The organism is Collinsella aerofaciens (genome assembly GCF_015560135.1).
GTDB classification, from domain to species: domain Bacteria; phylum Actinomycetota; class Coriobacteriia; order Coriobacteriales; family Coriobacteriaceae; genus Collinsella; species Collinsella aerofaciens_AN.
This window is the reverse complement of record NZ_JADMRH010000021.1, coordinates 19,503-43,395: the sequence shown is the minus strand read 5'-3', so window position 1 is coordinate 43,395 and position 23,893 is coordinate 19,503. Positions and strand designations below refer to the sequence as shown.

Genomic DNA, 23,893 nt, shown 5'->3' with positions numbered 1-23,893 from the left:
CCATCGCGCCGAGAGTACTGCGGGGTCAGCCCGTGGGAGGCCAGGGCGCCGCTGACCGGTGGACGGCACCGAGCCGTCGGATGACATGGAGAAGGGGGAGGCCTCGCGGCCCCCCCCTTTTTTGCGTTTACGGGGCGTAAATGACTCAATTACACGAGACGATCTTATCGTTTTTGGTATTGAGCCCTTATTTAAAGAAGATAAATCGAATAACAAGGGCAACTGCTATGGCCACAATGATCAAAAGCAGGATTGTCAGTCGATGCTGCTTGCGTCGTTTACTTGATGAAACGAAGATTGATTTTCCCTGTTTTGGCGTTTCGAGATAGCGAGCCGAATGCGTCAAGGTTTGCTTGGGTCGTGGACCTCTTTGTTGATGAGCGGCGGATGCTTTCAGTGGCTCCTCACTAGCTGTGCTGTTTTTAGATAATGGTGCGTCTTTCAGATATACAGGGTCTCCCGAGGCGACGCCCATATGTTTACGTCCCGTTTGGGCATCCTCGAGCGTTTGATATCGATTTCTCGTCACATATTCGGGCTCCGGATCATTAATGGGCTCTTGCGAGATGTGGGGGCGATGGAACCGTGGCGGCTGCGTAGAAGTATCTTCGCCCTGCGTCGGCATAAACATATTGTTCTGGTTTTGGTCGTCCATGATGCCCTTTAGCTCGTTACCAACAACGTGTACGCGCTCATTGTAAGCCCCCTGTTATTTGTAGCTGCGAACATACTTGTTATTTAAGCTCTGGTTCAAAGAACCTTAACCCTATTTAAACCTGAGTCATACACACTTAGATATGCTTATAGTACTAGACTCAAAAAACTTTATAGTCGATGTATATATAAGCACTGTGTGGGCATATATAAGAGCGTCAAAAGAAGTCCCAGTCACCTAGAAGATGGCTCGGCAGTCCTAAAAGGAGTGGTAAACATGGCAAGCATGGTTCCTTATCGTTCGGTTTTTGGCGTTCGTCCCTCTGCAAGCTCGCTGTTCGATCTGTTTGATGATATGAGCGACCTAGCGAACAGCTCGATTGCCTCTAAGGCGTTCCCCGTTGACGTTGAGGATAAGGGCGATGGCTATGAGGTCAAGGCTTATCTGACCGGCGTCGCCAAGGACGATATCGATGTCGAGCTTAACGAGGGCCGTCTGTCCATTAGCGTGAATGTCGAGGAAGACGAGGAGAACGAGGGCAAGAACTTCCTGCAGAAGGAGTTCAGCTCGTACAGCGCGACGCGTGGCGTGTATCTTAAGGACGCTTCGAGCGAGGGCCTCTCGGCTAAGTACGCTGACGGCATCCTGACCGTTACGGTTCCCAAGATCGTCGAGAAGAAGAACGTTACGAAGATCTCCATCGAATAACTTCGTTGGTGTTCTTCGCTATTAAAAGACAACAAAAGGGGCTGGGAAGCGATTCCCGGCCCCTTTTGCTGTTTAGGACAGTCTATTGAATGGTTGCTGGCCGATACTGGCTTGCGGGGCGTATCGAGAGTTTTCGCGATCCTTGGAGAAGGGTGGCGGAGCTGCCGAGCTCGTCATCCAGGGTTGCGGCTAGAGCTTTGGCATAGCTTTTGACGGTAAGGCTCGGACGATTGTTGTCTTGGCTGATATGCATGGCAATGAGCTGTTCGGTGCGATCGGTAACAAGTTCGCGCGCGGCTTCGGCGGCTTGGCCGTTGGAGAGGTGTCCCCTTGCAGACAGGATGCGCTCTTGAAGAAAGCGGGGATATTCTCCCTCGCGCAGCATGGTCACATCGTGGTTGCTTTCGAGCGCGAGGACTCGACAATCTTTGAGGGTGTTCATGGCTTGGCTCGATAGCTCTCCGGTGTCGGTAGCAAAGCCGATGGAATCATCGAGGGTGTCGAATCGAAAGCCGATTGGATTTATGACATCGTGTGATGTTGAGTAGGTTTGCACGTGGATGCCGGCAATGGATAGGGTTTCACCGGGGTCGAATTCCTCGACAGGCAGATGCGAAAGATTTTCTTTGCTCGAAAGTGTGCCCCTGCTGGCAAAGAGGGGACCGTGCCAGTGCTTGCACCAGACATCGAGACCCTTGATGTGATCGCTATGCTCATGAGTAATGAGAAGAGCCGAGACGTTGTCTGCCGAGAGTCCCAGTTCTGCCATGCGCTTTAATGTCTCGCGGCGAGAAAGACCGTCGTCAATCATGATGAGCCCCCGGGGGCCTTCGATGAGCGCGCAGTTGCCTTTTGAGCCGCTGCCAAGGATATGAAGGTGCAGACGAGACATAAGATTCCAAAGGATACAATGGGTGCGGACGAATAGAGGAGGAAGCAAATGCCTACGGTATCTCAGCATTACGGACACCATGCCGTGCCCGGGGCAGTCGATGAGACCCGAACGAGGCAGCAGGCTGCTCCTGTTGTGCTCATGGTATCAGGCGGCGCGGACTCGACGGCACTGCTTCTTATGGCGTGCACATCAAAGCTGGATATCCAAGACGGGCGCGGTGTTGCCCCCATTGCTCGCGAGCGCCTGCATGTGCTGCATGTAAACCATCATCTGCGCGGCAAGGCGTCCGATGGCGACGAGGCCTTTGTGCGTGAGCTCTGCGCGAAATATGGTTTACCGCTGTGCGTGGAGCACGCTTATTTTGATGGGGAGTCGGGCAATATTGAGGCCGCGGCCCGCGAAGTGCGCTATGCCGCGGCGCGGAGGTATGTTCGCGAGCTCTGCGCCCAGACGGGGGCACCGCGAACGGCGGCTCGTATCTGCACCGCGCACACGTCTTCGGATCGCGCGGAAACGTTTTTGATGAACGCGATTAAGGGTTCGGGGCCCGCTGGCCTATCGAGCATTCCTCGCCGGAGGAATATCGTGGTACGTCCCTTGCTCGACCTAACTCATGGCGAGCTCGTGGGCTATCTACAGGTACATGGTCAGCCGTGGCGTGAAGACGAGAGCAATGAGGATATCTCGTATCTGCGAAACTACGTGCGCCATCGAGTAATGCCAGTGGTGGCGCAGCGCAACGCGAGCATCTGCAAGACGATTGGCGCCGCCTGCGAGATCTTAGGCGATGAGGACGCGTTTTTGTCTCAGCTTTCGGCACAGGCGTTTCGAAGCTGTTTGCGCAAAGAGGCAGCGGGTGCGCTGGTGCTCGATGCCAGGCGCCTGGCTGCGGCCGAGGTGGTAATCGCGCGGCGCATCGTGCGACTGGCGATTAAGCGCATCGATCCGGACGCTCGTCCCGAGATGCGACATGTGGAGCGAGTCCTTTCCTGCGTTGCCGAGGGCACCGGCTCGGTCACGCTTCCGGCGGGGATTGACGCACGCATTGAGTTTGGCATGCTGGCGTTTAAGGCGCCGGCGGCTCGCGAGGGCCTGGTCGCGGACTGGGTTACCGTACCCGGTCGTTTGCCGTTGGGCGGGGGACGTATGCTGGTCACAGAACCGATGGCTGTTGAGCCGGGATGCGATATCGTGCGCCGCGCCCGTGAGCTTGCGGCTACCGGGGAAGTGACAGCTTTGGTAGACGCGGCTGCCCTGGGTTTTGCCGACAGCGATAGTGAGCGGATCCTGTCGGGCTCGCGTGGCGAGATCCCTGCCGAGGCGCGATTGGCGCGCCTGTGGGTGGACGGTCCCGCGCCGGGAGACGTGATGTGCCCGTTAGGGATGAGTGGCCGAAGCAAGAAAGTATCCGATTTGCTAGGTGAGGCTCGCATTCCCGTTTCCGAGCGCGCCGGCGTGCCCATGGTGAGGACGGCGCCGGGGGGTGCCGTGGTGTGGGTCGCCGGAGTTCGCGCGGACGAGCGTTTTAAGTGCACGGCCGCAACGCGCGTGGCATATCTGCTCCGCGTGGTCGATGCGGAATAGCGTCCCACGCCTGCTATTCTGTGCGACGTTGACGGTATTCCCGCGCTGATGGCGCACGGGCTGGTAAATTTACCCCGTGCGCTGCTAGAATGTGTAGTTCGCGTCCATACGGCGGTGTGTGGGCGATAAGCACAAGAAAGGGTTGTCATGACTTCTCAACATCCGGATATCGAGAAGGTTCTGTTCACGCAGGAGGATATCGACGGTATCGTCTCTCGCCTGGGCGAGGAGATTACGCGCGACTACGCGGGTAAGGATCTGGTGCTGATTGCGGTCCTGCGCGGCGCCGTGGTCTTTATGGGCGACCTGATGCGTAAGATCGAGCTGCCGACCAACATCGATTTCATGGCTGTTTCGAGCTATGGCGACGGTGTGAAGTCCTCGGGTATCGTGCGTATCATTAAGGACCTGGATATCGACATCCGCGGTCGCGACGTGCTGATCGTCGAGGACATTCTGGACTCGGGCCTGACGCTCAAGTATCTGATGAAGAACCTCGAGAGCCGCAAGCCCGCTTCTCTGGAGGTCGCCGCCTTCCTGTGGAAGGACGTTGAGGACCGCGTCTCGGCCATCACGCCCAAGTATGTTGGAACCCATTGCCCCGATGCCTTTGTGGTGGGCTACGGCCTCGACTATGCCGAGCGCTATCGCAACCTTCCGTATCTGGGCATTCTGAAACCGGAGGTTTATTCGTAAGATGCCCGACGACCGTAACGACAACAATTCCCAGACTCCCCGGGACCCAAAGATCCCGGGGATGCCCGGAGGCAAGAAGCCCACGCGTACGGGCTGGCTGTATTTTCTTTTGGCTTGCGCGCTTCTGGGCTATGCCTTCTTTAATATGGGTTCCGGCTTTACCAGCTCCAGCAATACCGTTAAGCTCGCGACGAGCGAGATGGTCAGCGCCATCAAGCAGGATCGCGTCGAAGATCTGACCTATACGGTTCAAGACGGAAGCGTGACGGGTCATTACTGGAAGACAAAAAAGGACAAGGGCGATACGAGCGAGCTCAAGAGCTTCTCTTCGACCTATGTCGGCTCCGATTCGCTTGCCGAGCTCATGGCGGAGCACCCCGATACCAAGTACATCGTCAACACCAACGATCCCGATTTTTGGGGCGACTTGGCGATGAGTGTGCTTCCGACGATCGCCCTTATCGCCATCATGTTCTACTTTATGCGCCAGATGATGGGCGCCAACAACAGGAACATGCAGTTTGGCAAGACCAACGCCAAGACCAACGAGGCCACACGCCCCAAGGTCAAGTTTGAAGACGTTGCCGGAGTGGACGAGGCAGTCGAGGAGCTCGAGGAGATCCGTGACTTTTTGAGCGATCCGGATCGCTATCGCAAGCTGGGCGCCAAGATCCCACGTGGCGTGTTGCTGGTTGGCCCTCCGGGCACCGGTAAAACGCTGCTGGCCAAGGCCGTTGCCGGCGAGGCGGGCGTGCCGTTCTTTAGCATCTCGGGTTCCGACTTTGTCGAGATGTTCGTAGGTGTCGGCGCCAGCCGTGTGCGTGACCTCTTTAAGGAGGCCAAGTCCCAGGCCCCGTCGATCATCTTCATCGATGAGATCGATGCCGTGGGACGTCAGCGCGGAGCTGGCTTGGGCGGCGGTCACGACGAGCGCGAGCAGACGCTCAACCAGCTGCTGGTCGAGATGGACGGCTTTGAGGAAAGCGAGTCGGTCATCCTGATCGCTGCGACCAACCGTCCTGACATCCTGGATCCGGCATTGCTGCGTCCCGGCCGTTTTGACCGTCAGGTTACGGTCGACCGTCCGGATGTGAAGGGCCGCGAGCAGATCTTGCGCGTGCATGCCGAGAACAAGCCGATGGACGAGGACGTTAAGTTTGAGAAGCTCGCCCAGATGACCGTTGGCTTTACTGGTGCCGATTTGGCGAACCTGCTCAACGAGTCTGCGCTGCTGGCCGCCCGCCGTCATCGTTCCGTGATCTCGATGGACGAGGTCGAGGAATCGATGGAGCGCGTGATTGCCGGACCGCAGCGCAGGGGTCGCGTGATGACCGAGGCCGAGCGCACCACGATTGCCTACCACGAGAGCGGTCACGCCCTGGTGGGCCACATCCTGGAGCACTCCGATCCGGTCCACAAGATCTCGATCGTCAGCCGCGGTCAGGCTCTGGGCTACACGCTGCAGCTTCCGCAGGAGGACCACTTCCTCAAGACCAAGAACGAGATGCTCGACGAGCTCGCCGTGTTCTTGGGCGGTCGCGTTGCCGAGGAGCTCATGTGCGATGACATTACGTCGGGCGCGAGCAACGATCTGGAGCGCGCAACCAAGATGGCGCGCGAGATGGTCATGCGCTTGGGCATGAGCGAGGAGCTGGGCACGCAAGTGTTTGGCGAGGCGCAACATCAGGTGTTCCTTGGTCGCGATTACGCCGATCACCAGGATTACTCCGAGGAGACGGCGCGCCGCATCGATATCGAGGTTCAGCGCATTATGCGTGAGGCCCATCGTCGTGCGGTCGAGATCCTGGACGCCCGTCGCGATCAGCTCGATCTGATGGCGAAGGTGCTGCTTGAGCGCGAGACCGTCGAAGGCGACGCCGTGAACGCCCTGCTCGACAACGAGTGGGAGGCCTACCTTGAGCGCGAGGACGATATCCTGGCGGCCAAGGAGGAGCGCAATGCCAAGGCGGCCGGCATGCCGACCAAGAAGCGCGCGCCTCGTATGAGCGAGGAGGAGCTGGCGGCTGATGCCGCGGCCTTTGCGCAGGCGGCCATGCAGGAGGATGCCGAAGCCGCATCCGATGATGCTGACGATGACCATGCCGTCGATGCCGGTGCCGACGCCGACAAATAGTCTTTGTAGCGAAAGCCTCCGCGGGGAAACCTGCGGAGGCTTTTTCTTTTGAGCGATATGGGGCCGTCTGTTGATTGGGGACAGACTTAAATGAGCGTTTTCACGCATTTAAGTCTGTCCCCAATCAACATTGCTGCGGCACTTTGCTCGGCTAAAGCGTACAATAGCGCCTATGCGAAAGGGGAACAGATGATCAACGAAACTATGTATGCTCGCGGTGCGGAAAGCTCCATCATCCGTGAGATTTTTAGCTATGGCCTTGAGCGCAAGGCGCAGATCGGTGCGGAAAACGTATTCGATTTTTCGCTGGGCAATCCGAGCGTTCCGGCGCCGGCTGCCGTGGCTGAGTCGATTAAGAAGGCCCTGGAGCTGCCGAGTGATCAGTTGCACGGCTACACCCCCGCTCCGGGCCTGCCGCAATGTCGAGCAGCCGTCGCCGAATCGCTCAACCGCCGCTTTGGAACGAACTATGAGGGTAAGGACGTCTTTATGACGGTGGGTGCCGCGGCTTCGCTCACCTGTACGCTCAACGCCGTTACGAACCCGGGCGACGAGGTTATTGTTATCGCCCCGTACTTTCCGGAGTATCGCGTTTGGATTGAGAAGGCCGGCTGCACGTGTGTTGAGGCGCTCGCCGATGAAGATACGTTCCAGCTGAGCGTGGACAACGTGCTCAAGGCGATCACCGATAAGACGGCTGCCGTCATTATCGACTCGCCCAACAATCCGACCGGTGCCGTATATACATGCGACACGCTGACGCGACTGGCCAATGTTCTGCGCGAGGCCAACGCTCAGCGCGATTCCGAGAATCCGATTATGCTCATCTCGGATGAGCCGTACCGCGAGATTGTCTATGGTGCCGAGGTGCCTTGGGTGCCCTCGATCTACGAGCACAGCATCGTGTGCTACTCGTATTCCAAGTCGCTGTCGCTGCCTGGTGAGCGCGTGGGTTGGATCTTGGTTCCCAATACGAACCCTCAGGCAGCTCGTCTAATGCCCGCCGTTGCCGGTGCCGCCCGTACGCTGGGCTTCGTGTGCGCGCCGGCGCTCTTCCAGCGCGTAATTATCGACTGCATCGATGAGCCGAGTGACGTTGAGGCCTATGCGCGCAACCGCACCGCGCTTACCGATGCACTAGCGGAGTACGGCTACACGTATGTTGAGCCGGATGGTGCATTCTACCTGTGGGTGAAGGCGCTGGAGCCCGATGCGAACGCTTTCTGCGAGCGCGCGAAGAAGTATGAGCTGCTCGCGGTGCCCTCGGATAGTTTTGGCATGCCGGGCTGGTTCCGCTTGGGCTACTGTGTGAGCTACGAGACTATCGTTAACTCACTGCCCGCCTGGAAGCAGCTGGCCGACGAGTATCGTCAAAAGTAAAGCGCTCTGCTTACAATGTTTTACGTGAAACGGGGTTTGGTTTTAAGCCAGACCCCGTTGTCTATGCCGTTGTGTGATTGGGATGAAGCAGTTTTACGACTGCCGAAAGCTATGCGTACAATGAATATACGCGACGGCCATACCGGATAAGGAGACCCGATGCCCTACCTTCTTTCTTGTGATATTCATACTCATACGCTGTTCTCCGCACATGCGTACTCAACCATTGAGGAGAATGTGTACTGGGCGGCGGAACGTGGCCTGCAGGTGCTCGGATCCGCCGACCATCTGAGCTCTATGGTTACGGCTTGCCCCAACGACCTGCGCAGTTTCCAGTTCTTTATTAACCAGGATATCTGGCCGCGCATTTGGAGCGGCGTGCTGGTGCTTCGCGGCACCGAGGTCGATATCGTTTCGCTGGACGGAAGCTTGTTTGGCGAGGACATTCCCGTGTCGCTCGATATTGCCGGCGATTCGTACAGTCACCAGCATTCGCTGTTCGATTTGGTGACGCGTAATTTGGATTATTTGGTGGCAAGCGTGCATAATCCGCAGTTTGCCGAGGGCGCGACGCTGGCTCAAACGACTCAGATGTACATCAATGCCCTGGAGCATCCCAAGGTGTTCATGCTTGGGCATACGGGTCGTTCGGGCGTGCCGTTCGATATCGATGAGGTGCTACTGGCGGCCAAGGCCAAGCACAAGATTATCGAGATTAACAACCATAGTCTTGAGCATGGTGCCGACACTGAGCATTGGGCCGTATGCCGCAAGATCGCCGAGCGCTGCGCCGAGCTGGGCGTGGGAATTGGTGTGTCGACCGATGCCCACATTGGTATGGCCATTGGCAAGCTCGAGCACGCCCGCAAGTTGCTCGACGAGATTCACTTCCCGCTGGACCTGATCGTGACGCGCGACCGCGAGACGCTGCTGCGCGAGATGGCGGCAGCCGGCGTATGCGACCTGCGCAAGGGGATGTAACGAGACTCATATGTCCAACGAAAGGGGGCGGTCCAGACGGGCCGCCCCCTTTCCTGTCCCAAAAATCTACCGGGGTGGATTAGCGGCGCTCGAGGACCGCGACGGTCTCGGTGTGGTCGGTATGAGGGAACATGTCGACCGGCGTGATCTTGAGCAGGCGATAGCCACCGTCGAGGAGCTGGTGCAGGTCGCGCTCTTGGGTGGCGGGATTGCAGCTGATATAGGTGATGCGGCGCGGCTTAAGTGCGCAGGCGGCCTCAAGAAACTCGGGCGTTGAGCCGGCGCGCGGCGGGTCGATGGAGAGGACGTCGACGCGCTCGTTGTTATCGGCAGCATCTAGGATGTAGTCGGTGGCGTCGTCGGCCATAAACCAAGCGCTGCGGGTGAGGCCGTTGAGCTCGGCATTGCGACGTGCGTCGGCAATGCCCGCCGGGTTGCGCTCCACGCCGAGCAGCATAATGCCGACACCTCTGTCCTGGGCATCCTTCGCGGCGCACAGACCGATGGTGCCGCTGCCGCAGTAAGCGTCCATAAGAATGTCACCCTGCTGCAGGTCCATGCCGTCAATCGCGAGCTGATAGAGTAGCTCGGTCTGCTGCGGATTGGTCTGATAGAACGCGGTAGGGGAGATATCGAATTCGCAACCGAGCAGCTGGTCGCGCATGCACTCGGCGCCATAGACGATACGAGTCTCCTCACCCAAGATGGCGTTACCGGGACGGCCATTGATATTTTGGGCAACGGTGACGATATGCGGATCGAGCGCCGCGACGGCCTCAAAGAACTCCTGCGCATGCGGTAAGTCACGCTGGGCGGTCACGAGCGTAACCATGACCTGGTCGGTACGCCAACCGCAGCGGACGACGGCATAGCGAAGCAAACCAAGATGCTTGTCCTCATTAAAGGCGGGAATATGCAGACGCTCAGCTTCGCGTGCGATGCCGTTGAGAATCTGACGGGCACCCGGCGCCTCGACAGGACACTCGGGTACGGCAACGATCTTGTGCGTGCCGCGCTCAAAGAAACCGCAACGGACAGCGCCCTCCTTACCGGGAGCAAAGGGAGTGGCAGCCTTATGGCGAAAGCCACGCGGCGCAGGATATTTACCCGGGTCGCCCAGGGTGACGCCCATACCGCGAATAGGATCAACGGCGATACCCTCACGCTCACAAAGCGAAGCAAAAAGCTCCTCCATAGCAGCTTGCTTGGCTGCCAACTGCTTTTTATAAGGACGATTGAGCGCCGTGCACCCACCGCAAGATTTCATGATCGAACAGGGAGACTTGGGGTCCACAGCCTTACGTGCAGACGAAACCGGATCTTTATGCGGGCGCTTGGTGCGAGTCTGAGGTGACTTGTCCTCACCCCGACGAGAGCCGGGACGCTTGGCCTTAGCTCTGCTCTTGGTCGATTTGCTTTTTGCAGTTTTGGAAGACTTGGATTTCGTAGAAGATTTCTCCTCCTTCGACCCCTCAGCCGCCTCCACCAAAGCACGACGAGCCCTACGCTCCGCACGAGATTCTGCCATGAATTAACCCCACTAATTTATAAATTTAAAGCCACAAGCATTGTACCGTGCCAAGCCAACAGACGATATGCAAGCGGTTTATTGGTATCAGTGATAGGTACAACGATGATTGCCCGCTGGGCTCCGGGGCGGGGGTTAAGTTTATCGCGAGTTCCGCACGAACAGGAGGCCACTTAATGTGGCCTCCGTCGTGAGCAGGACTGTAGAGCAGGAAACTTAACCCCCGCCCCGGAGCCCAGCGGGCAAACCCTCCCTTGTACTCCATCTCACTAAAGTGTATGATTCTGAACGTTACATGATTCACTTTACCTAACTAAAGTGCTACCAAGGGGGATACCATGAATGCCGATATGTCTCGTCGTCAGTTTGTTGGTCTAGCCGGCTCACTCGCTACGGTTCTAGGCCTTGGCCTGGTTGGCTGTGGCGGTGCCGATAAGGGCACTGCTGCCGGTTCTGCCGCAGCCAAGGACATGAAGGGTGCTGCGGAGTCCAAGAAGCTCGTGGTGGGCTTTGACAAGTCCTATCCTCCGTACGGCTTTGTAGGCGACGATGGCGAGTACACCGGCTTTGACCTCGACCTTGCCAAGGCCGTTGCCGACAAGCAGGGCTGGGATGTTGAGTATGAGGCCATCGACTGGGACGCCAAGGACACGCTGCTCAACTCGGGTGCCATCAACTGCATCTGGAACGGCTTTACCATGGAGGGCCGCGAGGACGACTACACGTTCTCCGAGCCTTATATGCTCAACGAGCAGGTGCTCGTGGTCAAGAAGGACGCGGGTATCAAGAGCTGGGACGATCTTGCCGGCAAGACCGTGATTACGCAGACTGATTCCGCCGCACAGGATGTGCTCGAGGGCGACCAGAAGGATCTGGCCGCGACGTTTGCCACGCTCGATACCATCGGTGAGTACAACACGGCGTTTATGCAGCTCGAGAGTGGTGCAGTCGATGCCGTTGCCTGTGACCTCTCGATCGCCCAGTATCAGCTTGCTGCTAAGCCCGATGCCTATACGCAGCTCGACAAGCCGCTGTCCAGCGAGCACTACGCCGTCGGCTTTAAGAAGGGCGACACCAAGTCCGCCGATGCCGTGACTGAGTCGCTCAAGGCGCTCTACGAGGACGGCACGGTTAAGGACCTGTGCGACAAGTATTCAAGCTATGGTCTATCTTTCGATAATTGGGTTTTGAAATAGCCACAGCACCCAACCTTGCGGCTCCAACCCTCCTCGCGTACCAAAGTACGCTTCGTCGGGCTTGTCGCTCGCAATCTTGGGCACTGTGCCTATTTCAATTAACGCCCGCTGTTCTGTTGCTGTGAAAGAGAGGGTAGGTTGTCTATCCAAGTCATGATGCAGATGCTTGGCCAGGGATTCTTGGTCAGTTTGCAGTTGTTTGTGCTGACACTGCTGGGGTCGATTCCGCTGGGAATCCCCGTGGCGTTTATGCGCATGAGCAAAATCGCGCCGCTTCGCTGGATTGCGCGCATCTACATTTCGGTCATGCGCGGTACGCCGCTCATGCTGCAAATGTTTGCCATCTACTTTGCCCCGTACTACGTGTTTGGCATTTCGCTCACGCCCGATTCCAAGTGGACGGCGTGCGTCGTGGCGTTCATCATCAACTACGCCGGCTACTTTGCCGAGATCTATCGATCGGGCCTGCAGTCGATTCCGCGCGGTCAATATGAGGCTGCCGAGGTGCTGGGCTACTCTCGTCTGCAGACGTTTTTGTACATTGTGATGCCACAGGTCGCCAAGCGCATTTTGCCGGCGATGGGCAACGAGATCATCACACTGGTCAAGGACACGTCGCTGGCGTTCGCCATCGGCGTGGGCGAGATGTTCTCGACGGCCAAGGCGCTGGTCGCCTCGCAGGTGAGCATGGTGCCGTTTGCAATCGCGGCGCTGATTTACTGGGTCTTTAACTTTGTAGTCGAGATGCTGCTGGGCGCTGCCGAAAAGAAGCTGGACTATTACCATGACTAACTCAGTGATGAAAATCGAAAGCGCACGCAAGGCGTTTGGCGGCAATGAGGTGCTCAAGGATATCTCGCTCGAGGTCAAGCGTGGCGAGGTTGTGGCGATTATCGGGCCTTCGGGCGGCGGTAAGTCCACGCTGCTGCGCTGTGCCACGCTGCTCGAGACGCTCGACGGTGGTTCGCTCTCGTTTGGTGACCTTGCCGTCGCGACGGATGCGGGTTCGGGCGCGGTGTACGTAAAGGACGATGTTCCTAAACAGGCGCGCTCGCGGTTTGGTCTGGTGTTTCAGAACTACAATCTGTTCCCGCACTATACCGTGATGAAAAACATCACCGATGCGCCGATTCGCGTGCTTAAGCGCCCGCGCGAGCAGGCGGAGGCCCGCGCCCACGAGCTGATTGCGCAAATGGGGCTGACGGGCAACGAGAACAAGGTGCCGTGTGAGCTTTCGGGCGGTCAGCAGCAGCGCGTGAGTATTGCCCGCGCCCTGGCGCTCGACCCGGAAATATTGTTCTTTGATGAGCCGACCTCGGCGCTTGATCCAGAGCTGACGGCCGAGGTTCTGCGCGTCATCAAGGATCTGGCCGCGCAGAATATGACGATGGTGATCGTGACCCACGCGATGCAGTTTGCCCGCGACGTTGCCGACCGCGTGGTCTTTATGGACGGCGGGCGCATTGTCGAGGAGGGTCCGGCCGAGCAGGTTATCGATCATCCGCGCGAACAGCGTACACGCGAGTTCTTGAGCCGTATCGAGGGATAGGCTCAGCTATTTACTCAACTGCTTATTGAGGTGATGCCGCCGCAGGTCTTACGGCCTGGGGCGGCATTTTATTTGCATCCGCGGGGTTCAATAATCGCCTTGCAAGCTCGCCCCCTCCTCTCGCCGCCCGTATCCATACGCGTGCCGAAAGGTCTGCATGGACAGGCGACTGCAAGGGTAGGGTGGAGGCATAGGACATTTGGAGGGTGAGTCGGCTCGGCTGCCGACCATGCTGCTCCCGGGACGGCATCGACCGCGAACTCTCCCCGTTGGCGTCGCGCATCGCGCGCGACCCTGCAAGGAGGTCATCATGGGTGCTCCCAAGACCGGCAACGTAAGGAACGTGGTGCTCGTAGGCCAAGGCGGGGTGGGCAAGACTTCACTCGCCGAGGCCATGCTCCACCTTTCCGGTAAGACCGCCCGCCTGGGCGGCCACGACGGCACCAAGCCCACGCTCGACTATGACCCCGAAGAGGTCAAGCGTGCGTTTTCCATCTCGACGACCATCGCGCCGATCGATTGGAAGGGCGCCCGCATCAACGTGCTCGATGCCCCGTGCTACCCCGATTTCATCGGCGACGCCTTTGCCGCGATGAGCGTCTGCGAGACGGCGCTGTTCGTGGTCGACGCCGAGGCCGGCCCGCAGCCCACGACGGTTAAGCTTTGGTACGCCGCCGAGGACCTGCGCCTGGCGCGTGCAGTGTTCGTGAACCGCCTGTCGCGTCCCGAGGCCAGCTTTACGACCACGATGGGCCTGCTGCAGGAGCGTTTTGGCACGCGTTTGGGTGCCGTGACCCTCCCCTGGGGCGAGGGCGAGGACTTTGACGGCATTATCGACCTGGTGCGTATGAAGGCGCGCCACTGCAACGGCGCCGAGGCCATTGAGTCGGAGATTCCCGAGGAGTATCGTGCCCAGGCCGAGGAGGCCCATGACCATCTGTGCGAGTTGGTGGCCGAGGCCGACGACGAGCTGATGATGAAGTACCTGGAAGGCGAAGAGACGCTGACGCAGGAGGAGCTCGAGGGCCTGTTGTCCAAGGCGATCGCCGAGCGCATCTTTGTGCCGGTCTTTGCGGGCGATTGCATTAAGGAGCAGGGCGTCAACTCGCTGATGGACGACATCGCCACGTACTTCCCGGCGCCGACGGACTACGGCGAGATGCCGCTCATCGACGGTGATTCGCTCAAGATCTCGAGCGACGATGACCGTCCGGTGGCATTTGTGTTTAAGACGCTGGCCGACCCGCAGCAGGGTCGCATCAGCTTTATCAAGGTACTGACGGGTACGCTTGAGCCGGGCCTTGAGCTGATCAATGCACGTACGCGCAAGGGTGAGCGTCTGGCTCACCTGTATGTGATGTGCGGTCGTGACATGACCGAGGTCGGGCATGCTTATGCCGGCGACATCATCGTGGCGCCTAAGCTGGCTGCCGAGACGGGCGATACGCTCTCGATTACCGGCAAGGTCGAGGCCGCGGCGTTTAAGTTCCCCAACTCGCAGTACCGCATTGCCATCGAGGCCGAGAACCGTGGCGACGAAGAGAAGCTCTATACGTTTATCGAGAAGGCGTGCAAGGCTGATCCGACCATGAGCATCGATCGTGACGAGGAGACTGGCCAGACCATCATTTCGGCGGTGGGTGAGGCGCAGGTTTCGGTGCTGCTCAACCGTTTGGAGGATCGCACCAAGGTCGTGGCCAAGAGCGTGCCGATCCGCATTCCGTATCGCGAGACCATCCGCCGCACGGCGAGCGCACAGGGCCGCCACAAGAAGCAGACCGGCGGCGCCGGTCAGTATGGCGACTGCTGGCTGCGCGTTGAGCCGCTCATTGGGCCCGACGGCACGAGCGATGGCTATGAGTTTGTGGACGAGGTCGTGGGCGGCCGCATTCCGCGCTCGCTGATCCCCGCCGTGGACAAGGGCGTTCAGGAGACCATGAAGGACGGCATCATTGCCGGCTACCCGCTTACGGGGATTCGCGTGGCTGTGTACGACGGCTCGTATCACAGCGTCGACTCCAACGAGATGGCGTTTCGCGCGGCGGCTCGCATTGGCCTGCGCAAGGCATGCGCCGACGCCGATCCGGTGGTGCTGGAGCCCATCGAGGAAATCACGGTGACTATCCCCGAGAGCTACGCCGGCGCCGTGATGGGTGACATCTCGGCCTCGCGCGGTCGCGTGACGGGCATGGAGACCGATGAGCGTGGTGACACCGTGGTCATCGCTCAAGCCCCGCTGGCTGAGCTGACGGATTATTCGACGCGTCTGCGCTCTATCACGCGCGGCACGGGCGACTTTACCATGAAGCCCGCAGGCTATGAGCAGGTTCCTTATGACGTTCAGGCCAAGCTGGTCGAGCGCTATGAGGAGGGCCGCGCCAAGTAGCGTGCGGTTTTGCCTGCAACATGCATACCGATGCAAGGGCCGCTCCGGGTAATCCGGGGCGGCCCTTTTTGATCCCTTGGGGACGGAGGAAAACGGATCATTTTAGGTTTTGTGGCAGCTTGGTCGGCCCTAGTCCCCCGAGGCTTGATTGCGGCCGGTGGCGTAGTCGATCTGCACATGCGGCTGCAGGTTGTAGCAGTACACGTGGAAGCACAGGGTCTTACCGTGGTCCTCGACCGATTGCGCCTCAAGACGCACGCCGCGACAGACGAGTTCCTCTTCGTTGTACATGGGCGTGACGCGGTAGAGCACATGGTTGCCCGTGTCGCGGATGTAGTCGAGGATCTGCTCTTCAAATGGCAGCATGCCCGTCTCGTTGAGATAGCGCGTGCCGGTGAGGAGATTCTTGCGATTGGCGTTCTCGCCGCAGAGCGACCAGGCGATGAGGTGACAGCGGTTGTAGAGACTCTGACTCGGAATAAAGTCGTAGCGCTGCTGGTGCCAACCGGCAGGATGGATACGCGAGATATCGCCGCGCTTGCCTTGACCGAGCGATTCGGGGCCCACGCAGGCGAGCGCCTTGCGGGTGCGGCCAAGGCTGTCGAGCTTGGAGAATTTCTTAAAGCAGCCCTCTTCGGTGGCACGATCGTATTCATCGAGAGTGAACGACGGCGTGCCCAACGGGTGCGTGCTGTCGGCGCGAAGGGCTACGTAGGGGTTGCCGCCGTAGTCGGGAATGCTGCTGAGATATACGCCACGGGCGCGGTTGAGGTCAGGGTTTTCCACCTCGTCGATGGGGGTGGTGGAGCTGTCCTCGTGAACGTTGCCGTCGGTGTTGGTCGCGGTGGATTCGGAGCCATCGCCAGAGTCCTGGCTGTTTTGGGAGTCAGACGAGCTTGCTGTTCCCGATTCGAGGCGGGCGACTAGGTTCGCCTCGTTGTCGGTGCGGCTGGGGCTCTCATTTTGCTTCTCAGCCAGAGTCGCCGCCTGCTCATCGCTTTGCGGAGACAACAACTTGGGTGCTCCGTCGATCGACCCTGTGAACAGCGCAAATCCCAGCACCACGGCGGTGCCGATGGAAAGTACTTGCTTGTAGGCGGATTTGCGCGACATTGCGGCTCCTGGATGGACGGTTGAGAATCTACCAGTCTAGCAGGAGCCGACAGGGGCCGTTCTATCGAACAAATACTTAAGATTTGGGATAGACGCTACTGATTCATTTGCCTCATATTTGACGTATGGCTAGATCGAGGTGGAACCGAGCCAATTGAGTTTGCATTCGAGAATGCGCTGCTCACCGGGCGTACTGCTGCCATCAAGTAGGGCGAGCAGCATCTCGGCTGCTTCGCGACCTTCCTGGTCGACGGGCTCGATGATCGTGGAGACGGTCGGCGTGGTGAGGTTGGTCCAGTCTTCGCAGTTGAGTCCCAAAAGGCCGATTTGCTTCGGAAGTAGATGGGCCATGGGCTGGAGGGCCTTGTAGACACGGGGGAGTGCCCACTGATTTTGCACGAAGATAAGGGTTCGCTTGGCGGGGTTGAGCTTGTATTTAAAGTATTCGGTGAGCTCGCTGATTGACGGCTTGTTGTGATCGATGGGAATGGCTTTGTAGAGCTGCCCATTCGCGGCCAATGCCTCGGCATATCCCTGAAAACGTTCCATGCGGGTGCGCATTTCGGTCATATTGGCGGCAATGGAGAAAAAGTCCTCGTAGCCGGCATCGAGAAGCGCCTGCGTGGCATTGTATACGCCGTCGTAGAGGTTGGTTTTGATCCAGCTGGTGCCTGGGCTGTAGATGGCCGCGTCAAAAAAGACGACGGGCTTGCCGGCGCGCTTGATGCGGTCGTGGACGGCCTTGAAATTTGCCGTGGGCTGGATGATAAAACCATCGACGCCCAGCGAGAGCATTTTGTCGACATATATGAGCTCGGTCTCGGGGTCGAAATTGCTGGTGCAAACGACCGTCTGGTAGCCCGCGGGGAGCATGACTTGTTCCATGCCGTTGAGGACGAGGCCCGCCCACTTGTTGGTGTTATCCAAAATGATGATGGCGATGACGTGGGTCTGCTTGCCGGTGAGCGTTTGCGCTTGGGCGTTGGGAACGTATCCGAGTTCCTTGATGACGCGCGCAATCTTTGCCTGCGTCTTCTCGCTAAGCTTTTCTCGTTTGTCGTTGAGGTAATACGAGACGCTTGCCGTCGAGGTTCCCGCCTCTCGAGCGACGTCTGCGATCGTAACGCGCTGTTTTGCCACAGCGACTCCTTCCGACAGATGAGCATTTTCCAACATGATGACTTTGAGTCTTGGTGAGGGATGCGCTTCGGTGAGCGACTTTTTCCTTTCATATGAGTATGCAACAAATGCGGTATACGGGTGGGGTCGAAATTTGTGACCGGCATGCGCATCTGCTGTCTACCGAGAAAATCAAATACTTCTTGACTTTTGAAATCGAGGGTAAAATCGCAGGATTCATTTTTGGTTAAACGCATAACTAAATCGCATAACTAATGCCCTGACCTGAGCGTTTACCGAATTGAGCTGGTTTTATCAATGCCAGCACCATATATTGGTCTTGTCGAAAAGACAGCAAGTCCAAACGGCAGGGGATGCTCCGGAGGCCTCCGCAAACGGTGTCTTGCGCACGCAACTCTATGAAAAGAGGGAAGCAATGAAGATCGTAGGCGTTGCCGCCTGTACCGTGGGTATCGCTCACACGTATATGGCCCAGAAGGCGATTCAGGATGAATGCGCCGCCCGTGGCATCGAGTGCAAAGTCGAGGCTCAGGGTGGTCTGGGTATCGAGAACGAGCTGACGCAGGAAGACGTGGATTCCGCCGACCTGGTGCTCGAGTCCGTCGACGTGGGTGTCGAGAACGAGGATCGTTTTGAGCAGAAGATGGCCGAGGGCAAGTTCCTCAAGGTCGGTACTTCCGATGTGATCGCCGATCCGGTCAAGATTATCGACCAGGCCGTTGAGACCATTAAGGCGACGGGTGGCGCAGTTTACGCGCCCAAGGCCGAGGCCAAGGCAGAGAAGAAGGCCGTCTCCGCTGCCCCGCAGGCCCCGACACCGGCGTCCAAGCAGTCCATCTTTGCCGATCCTGGCAAGACGCTGCTCAATGCGTTCAATACCGGCGTTTCCTATTTTATCCCCATCGTCGTTATCGGTGGCGTGTTCCTTGCCTTTTCGTTGGCGTCCGGTACTGCCGGTGCTAGCGGCATGGAGGTCACCAACCCGTTGATGGTGAGCCTTAACACCATCGGCATGGCCGGCATCTCTATGATGATTCCGGTGCTTGCGGCATACATCTCCTACTCGATGGCCGGCAAGCCCGCGCTTGCCCCTGGCTTCGTCCTGGGCTACTTGGTTAACAACGCCGTCGTCACCCCGAGCGGCAACAGCGTTTCGACCGGCTTCTTGGGTGCCATGATCATGGCGGTTATCTGCGGCTACTTTGTCCGCTGGATGAAGACCTGGAAGGTCAACAACACCATTCAGACCATCATGCCGATCTTGATCATCCCGATTCTGACCTCTCTCGTCCTGGGTATGGCCTACATCTACATCCTGGCCACGCCGCTTGGCTTTGTGATGGATTGGCTCACCAGCGTGCTCGGTAGCTTGCAGGGCGGCTCCGCCGTTGTCCTGGGCCTGGTCATTGGTGTTATGACCGCCTTCGATATGGGTGGCCCTATCAACAAGACCGCTTCGACCTTTACCATGGCCATCATGGCCTCCGGTATCTACGGCCCCAACGGTATGTTCCGCGTCGCCGTCGCCATTCCCCCGATCGCCTGTGGTCTCGCCGCGCTCATCGCCAAGAACAAGTTCGATGACGCTGACCGTCAGATGGGCATCTCCGCGCTGTTCATGGGCTGCATCGGCATTACCGAGGGCGCTATCCCCTTCGCGGTCAAGGATCTTGGCCACACCCTGCCCGGCATCTGCATCGGCTCTGCCGTGGGCGCGGCGCTTGCCGCCTTCCAGGGCATCGATTGCTACGTTCCGCATGGTGGCTTTATCGTCGCCCTGGCCACCAACAACGTCGCGCTGTTCTGCCTGGACATCGTGATTGGCTCCTTGGTCGCCGCTGCAATCCTGATTGCCATGAAGCCCACGCTCGATAAGCAGGCCAAGTAAACCTTTAAGGACTCCGGTTGTGCGGAGGGATGGATTTGACTCCGCACAACCGCCCCTACACAACAAAATCCATCCGTACTGATAGGGCCCACATCTGGGTCCCAGGGAACTTTTGTCAAAAATCCTCTGGAGAAGGAGAACAAAATGTCCAACCTCACCATCCGCCAGGCCGTTCAGGGCATGCTCAAGCTACAGGATAGCGGCGATCACGCAACCATGGTCGGCATTGGCCCCATGAGCCCCAACCTGATTCAGGCCGTGTTCGAGCTTGCCAAGGACGAGGATTTCCCACCCATGTTTATCGCCAGCCGCAACCAGGTCGATATGGACGAGATGGGCGCCGGCTACGTCAACGGTTGGGACCAGACGCGCTTTGCCGCCGACATCAAGAAGGTTGCCGACGAGGTGGGTTACACCGGTCCGTACTACCTGTGCCGCGATCACGGCGGTCCGTGGCAGCGCGACGAGGAGCGTAACGCCCACCTGCCCGAGGACGAGGCCATGGAGCTCGCTCGCAAGTCATTCGTCGCCGACATGGAGGCGGGCTTTGACCTGCTGATGGTCGACCCCACCAAGGACCCCTATCAGATCGGCAAGGTTATTCCGCTCGACGTGGTGCTTCGCCGCACGATCGATCTTATCGACTACCTTGAGCAGTACCGTCGCGAGCATAACCTGCCCGAGGTTGCCTATGAGGTCGGTACCGAGGAGACCAATGGCGGCCTGACCTCTACCGACAAGTACGAGGAGTTCATTTCTCAGCTGCAGCCCGAGCTCGAGAAGCGCGGCTGCCCCATGCCCACCTTTATCGTCGGTCAGACCGGTACGCTCACCCGTTGGACCGAGCAGGTCGGTCATTACAACTTTAAGAATGCCCGCGAGCTCGCCGACATGGCCAAGCGCTACGGCGTGGGCCTGAAGGAGCACAACGCCGACTACCTGGACGACGCGACGCTGCTCGAGCACATCCCGGCTCACGTGACGGCCTCCAATGTCGCCCCTCAGTACGGCACCGAGGAGACCCGCGCTTACCTCAAGCTCTGCGCTACCGAGCAGATCCTGGTCGACAACGGCCTGTGCGACGATCCTTCCGACCTGTACCACACGTTGTTGGTTAAGGCTATCAAGACCGAGCGCTGGCGCAAGTGGATGACCGGCGATGACGTTAACCTGCAGGTTGATGACATCCTGGCAGACGACGAGCTCAGCCTGAAGATTCTGGATGTCTCCGGTCACTACGCCTTCAACGACCCCGAGGTCAAGGAGCAGGTCGAGAAGCTCTACCGCAACCTCGCTGCCCAGGACATCGACGGCAAGCGCTTTGTGATCGAGCACATCAAGCGCCCGATCAAGCAGTACGTCGTCGGTCTTAACCTCAAGGGCGTCACGAGCCGCATCGAGAAGGCTCTCTAAGTAGCTTTTCCTACACGACGCCGGGCCCGGGGCATGTCCCAGCTGCGGGCCCGGCACATAGGACAAAGGGACATCCCCTTTGTCCTATTTTTGAGTTTTGGATTCCTTAGAAGGAGTTTGCACCATGAAGTTCTTTATCGATACCGCCAACCTTGACGAGATTGCCGAGGCCAAGAGCTGGGGCTGCCTGGCCGGTGTTACCACCAATCCGTCCCTGTACGCCAAGACCGGCGGTAAGCTCGCCGACTTTGAGCCCCATATGCTCAAGATTGCCGAGCTCTGCGAGGGACTGCCCGTGTCCGCCGAGTCTACCACCACCACGGCTGAGGGCATGATCGAGGAGGGCAATCGTCTTGCCGCTCTGGCTCCCAACATCGTGGTTAAGCTTCCCGTGTGCGAGGCCGGCCTCGCCGCCTGCCGCGCCCTGGCCGATGCGGGCGTGCGCGTCAACATGACGCTTGTTTTCTCGCCGACCCAGGCCCTTATGGCCGCCAACGCCGGCGCCCGCTACATCAGCCCGTTTGTGGGACGCTTCGACGACATCGCCGAGGATGGTATTTCGCAGCTCGACAACGTTGTGACCTGCATCAAGAACTATGACTGGACTGGCGAGAACGTCGATAACACCGTCGAGATCATCACCGCTTCGGTCCGCACGCCCAACCACGTGACCCAGGCGGCGCTGCTCGGTGCCGATATTGCGACCGTCCCCATGGCTGCTCTTAAGAAATGCCTGCATCACCCGCTGACCGACCAGGGCCTTGCCTCGTTCGAGGCTGACTGGCAGAAGGTCGTCGCTCAGGCCTAACGAGTGGGTTGCCCCGGCATCGCGTCATCTGGTGCCGGGGTTGTTCTCAAGAGAGGAATTCGTATGACCAACCAGGAGCTGGCGGAGGTCGCCAATGAGGTCAGGAAGGGTGTCGTGACTGCGGTTCACGCGGCCAAGTCGGGACATCCGGGTGGATCGCTCGGTGCTGCCGACATCATGACTTATCTGTACTTTGAGGAAATGAATATCGATCCTGCCGACCCTCACAAGGCCGATCGCGACCGCTTTGTGCTCTCCAAGGGTCACGCGGCGCCGGGCCTGTATTCGGTGCTGGCACATCGCGGCTATTTTCCCGTCGAAGAGCTCGAGACGCTCCGCCATATTGGCAGCCGACTGCAGGGCCATCCCAACATGAACGACACCCCGGGCATCGATATGTCCACCGGCTCGCTCGGTCAGGGCATCTCTGCTGCAGTTGGAATGGCGCTTGCCGCTAAGCACTGGGGCGACAGCTACCGTGTCTACACGTTGCTGGGCGACGGTGAGTGCGAGGAAGGCCAGGTGTGGGAGGCAGCAATGTTTGCCGGCAACCATGCGCTCGACAATCTTGTTGCCGTCGTCGACCACAACGGCTTGCAGATTGACGGCACGATCGATGAAGTCAACTCGGCCATGCCGCTCGCCGATAAGTTCCGCGCCTTTAAGTGGTATGTGATAGAGCTAGCCGATGGCAACGACATGGCGCAGATTGAGGCGGCTTTCGCCGAGGCTCGCGAGGTGACCGGCGCGCCCGTCGCTATCATCGCTGAGACGGTGAAGGGCAAAGGCGTCTCCTTTATGGAGAACCAGGTTGGCTGGCATGGCAAGGCGCCCAATGACGCGCAGTTTGAGCAGGCCATGGCCGAGCTCGCGGCAGCAGGAGAGGAGCTCTAATGGCAGAGGTCAAGAAAGTCGCCACGCGCGTTAGCTATGGCGAGGTGCTCGTCGAGCTGGGCAATGAGCACGATGACTTTGTAGTGCTCGATGCCGACCTGGCTGCCGCTACGCAGACGGGTAAGTTTAAGGCTGCCCACCCTGAGCGCTTTTACGATGCCGGCATCGCCGAGAGCAACCTGATGGGGCTCGCCGCCGGTATTGCGACCACGGGTCACGTCGCCTTTGCGAGCACTTTTGCCATGTTCGCCGCCGGTCGTGCGTACGAGCAGGTCCGCAACTCCATCGGCTACCCGCACCTCAACGTCAAGATTGGCGCCACCCATGCCGGCATTTCGGTGGGCGAGGACGGCGCCACGCACCAGTGCTGTGAGGATATCGCACTCATGCGCACGATTCCGGGTATGACGGTGGTCGTTCCCGCCGACGATGTCGAGGCTCGTGCCTGTGTGCGCGCCGCCTATGAGTTTGAGGGTCCGGTCTACATGCGTTTTGGCCGCCTGGCTACGCCGGTTATCAACGACTGCGAGGGCTATGAGTTCAAGATTGGTCGCGGCGTGGTTGTGCGCGAGGGATCCGATGTGACTATCGTCGCATGCGGCCTCATGGTCGCCGAGGCGCTCGAGGCAGCCGAGGCGCTCGCTGCCGATGGTATTGACGCCGAGGTCATCAACATGCACACGATCAAGCCGCTTGATGAGCGTCTGGTGGTTGCCAGCGCCAAGAAGACCGGTCGCGTGGTCACTGCCGAGGAGCATTCGATCATCGGCGGTCTTGGCGAGGCCGTTGCCTCGGTGCTCTCGGAGCAGCATCCAGTGCCGATGCGTCGCGTCGGCGTGCGCGATGTGTACGGTGAATCCGGTCCTGCGGTTGATCTGCTGCACAAGTACGGTTTGGACGCCGACGGTATCGAAGCCGCGGTCAGGTCCGTGTTGTAGGGAGGGC

General features: G+C 58.9%; 20 protein-coding genes. 15 read left to right on the top strand and 5 right to left on the bottom strand.

Annotated features, from left to right (window positions below; translation table 11 throughout):
• Nucleotides 1–187: 187 nt before the first annotated feature.
• Nucleotides 188–655, bottom strand: coding sequence for a hypothetical protein (locus I2H19_RS08415; RefSeq protein WP_195622357.1), 468 nt, complete (start codon nt 653–655; stop codon nt 188–190).
• Nucleotides 656–931: 276 nt separating this feature from the next.
• Between I2H19_RS08415 and I2H19_RS08410 the strand changes: the two genes are divergently transcribed.
• Nucleotides 932–1,363, top strand: coding sequence for an Hsp20/alpha crystallin family protein (locus I2H19_RS08410; RefSeq protein ID WP_055310182.1), 432 nt, complete (start codon nt 932–934; stop codon nt 1,361–1,363).
• 82 nt (nt 1,364–1,445) lie between these two features.
• Here I2H19_RS08410 and I2H19_RS08405 read toward each other — a convergent pair whose 3' ends face one another.
• Nucleotides 1,446–2,255 carry an MBL fold metallo-hydrolase gene (locus I2H19_RS08405; RefSeq protein ID WP_195622356.1) on the bottom strand — a complete coding sequence of 270 codons (810 nt, stop codon included), beginning with the start codon at nt 2,253–2,255 and terminating at the stop codon, nt 1,446–1,448.
• A gap of 48 nt (nt 2,256–2,303) precedes the next feature.
• On the opposite strand from I2H19_RS08405, the gene tilS reads away from it, so the two are divergent.
• The 5 genes from tilS to I2H19_RS08380 all read left to right on the top strand — a co-directional run bounded on the left by tilS (nt 2,304) and on the right by I2H19_RS08380 (nt 9,033).
• Nucleotides 2,304–3,842 (top strand): tRNA lysidine(34) synthetase TilS, encoded by a 1,539-nt coding sequence (tilS, locus tag I2H19_RS08400; protein ID WP_195622355.1) that lies wholly within the window; start codon nt 2,304–2,306, stop codon nt 3,840–3,842.
• A gap of 147 nt (nt 3,843–3,989) precedes the next feature.
• Complete coding sequence (hpt, locus tag I2H19_RS08395; protein ID WP_195622354.1) at nt 3,990–4,538, top strand: hypoxanthine phosphoribosyltransferase; 549 nt, start codon at nt 3,990–3,992, stop codon at nt 4,536–4,538.
• A gap of 61 nt (nt 4,539–4,599) precedes the next feature.
• The gene (gene ftsH, locus I2H19_RS08390) at nt 4,600–6,672 is read left to right on the top strand and encodes an ATP-dependent zinc metalloprotease FtsH (protein ID WP_229089864.1); all 2,073 of its coding nucleotides are present in this window, start codon (nt 4,600–4,602) and stop codon (nt 6,670–6,672) included.
• 189 nt (nt 6,673–6,861) lie between these two features.
• Nucleotides 6,862–8,052, top strand: coding sequence for a pyridoxal phosphate-dependent aminotransferase (locus I2H19_RS08385; protein WP_195622352.1), 1,191 nt, complete (start codon nt 6,862–6,864; stop codon nt 8,050–8,052).
• Between the two features lie 159 nt (nt 8,053–8,211).
• Nucleotides 8,212–9,033: a phosphatase gene (locus I2H19_RS08380; protein WP_195622351.1), complete on the top strand. Its 822-nt coding sequence runs from the start codon at nt 8,212–8,214 to the stop codon at nt 9,031–9,033.
• Between the two features lie 79 nt (nt 9,034–9,112).
• On the opposite strand, the gene rlmD is transcribed toward I2H19_RS08380, so the two are convergent.
• A complete protein-coding gene (gene rlmD / locus I2H19_RS08375; protein ID WP_324252742.1) occupies nt 9,113–10,327 on the bottom strand; it encodes a 23S rRNA (uracil(1939)-C(5))-methyltransferase RlmD in 1,215 nt (404 codons plus the stop codon).
• A gap of 572 nt (nt 10,328–10,899) precedes the next feature.
• On the opposite strand from rlmD, the gene I2H19_RS08370 reads away from it, so the two are divergent.
• From I2H19_RS08370 to I2H19_RS08355, 4 genes are all read left to right on the top strand, one after another.
• A complete protein-coding gene (locus I2H19_RS08370; RefSeq protein ID WP_195622349.1) occupies nt 10,900–11,757 on the top strand; it encodes a transporter substrate-binding domain-containing protein in 858 nt (285 codons plus the stop codon).
• 138 nt (nt 11,758–11,895) lie between these two features.
• Nucleotides 11,896–12,549 (top strand): amino acid ABC transporter permease, encoded by a 654-nt coding sequence (locus tag I2H19_RS08365; RefSeq protein ID WP_099432382.1) that lies wholly within the window; start codon nt 11,896–11,898, stop codon nt 12,547–12,549.
• Nucleotides 12,542–13,306: an amino acid ABC transporter ATP-binding protein gene (locus tag I2H19_RS08360; protein ID WP_229089863.1), complete on the top strand. Its 765-nt coding sequence runs from the start codon at nt 12,542–12,544 to the stop codon at nt 13,304–13,306. The genes I2H19_RS08365 and I2H19_RS08360 overlap by 8 nt, the downstream gene beginning before the upstream one ends.
• A gap of 310 nt (nt 13,307–13,616) precedes the next feature.
• Nucleotides 13,617–15,692, top strand: coding sequence for an elongation factor G (locus I2H19_RS08355; RefSeq protein WP_195622348.1), 2,076 nt, complete (start codon nt 13,617–13,619; stop codon nt 15,690–15,692).
• 129 nt (nt 15,693–15,821) lie between these two features.
• Here the strand turns inward: I2H19_RS08355 and I2H19_RS08350 are convergent, their stop codons facing one another.
• Both I2H19_RS08350 and I2H19_RS08345 read right to left on the bottom strand, forming a co-directional pair.
• A complete protein-coding gene (locus tag I2H19_RS08350; protein WP_195622347.1) occupies nt 15,822–16,805 on the bottom strand; it encodes a DNA/RNA non-specific endonuclease in 984 nt (327 codons plus the stop codon).
• Between the two features lie 129 nt (nt 16,806–16,934).
• Nucleotides 16,935–17,945, bottom strand: coding sequence for a LacI family DNA-binding transcriptional regulator (locus I2H19_RS08345; RefSeq protein ID WP_271745857.1), 1,011 nt, complete (start codon nt 17,943–17,945; stop codon nt 16,935–16,937).
• 415 nt (nt 17,946–18,360) lie between these two features.
• Here I2H19_RS08345 and I2H19_RS08340 point away from each other — a divergent pair, with 415 nt between their 5' ends.
• The 5 genes from I2H19_RS08340 (at nt 18,361) to I2H19_RS08320 (ending at nt 23,886) form a co-directional block, all read left to right on the top strand.
• Nucleotides 18,361–19,833 (top strand): PTS fructose transporter subunit IIC, encoded by a 1,473-nt coding sequence (locus tag I2H19_RS08340; protein ID WP_156599829.1) that lies wholly within the window; start codon nt 18,361–18,363, stop codon nt 19,831–19,833.
• 144 nt (nt 19,834–19,977) lie between these two features.
• On the top strand, nt 19,978–21,246 hold the full coding sequence (locus tag I2H19_RS08335; RefSeq protein WP_055251764.1) for a class II D-tagatose-bisphosphate aldolase non-catalytic subunit: 1,269 nt from the start codon (nt 19,978–19,980) through the stop codon (nt 21,244–21,246).
• Between the two features lie 124 nt (nt 21,247–21,370).
• Complete coding sequence (gene fsa, locus I2H19_RS08330; RefSeq protein ID WP_195622345.1) at nt 21,371–22,054, top strand: fructose-6-phosphate aldolase; 684 nt, start codon at nt 21,371–21,373, stop codon at nt 22,052–22,054.
• A gap of 63 nt (nt 22,055–22,117) precedes the next feature.
• A complete protein-coding gene (locus I2H19_RS08325; protein ID WP_195622344.1) occupies nt 22,118–22,948 on the top strand; it encodes a transketolase in 831 nt (276 codons plus the stop codon).
• Nucleotides 22,948–23,886 (top strand): transketolase family protein, encoded by a 939-nt coding sequence (locus I2H19_RS08320; protein WP_195622343.1) that lies wholly within the window; start codon nt 22,948–22,950, stop codon nt 23,884–23,886. Before I2H19_RS08325 ends, I2H19_RS08320 begins: the two co-directional genes overlap by 1 nt.
• The last annotated feature ends 7 nt before the right edge of the window (nt 23,887–23,893 follow it).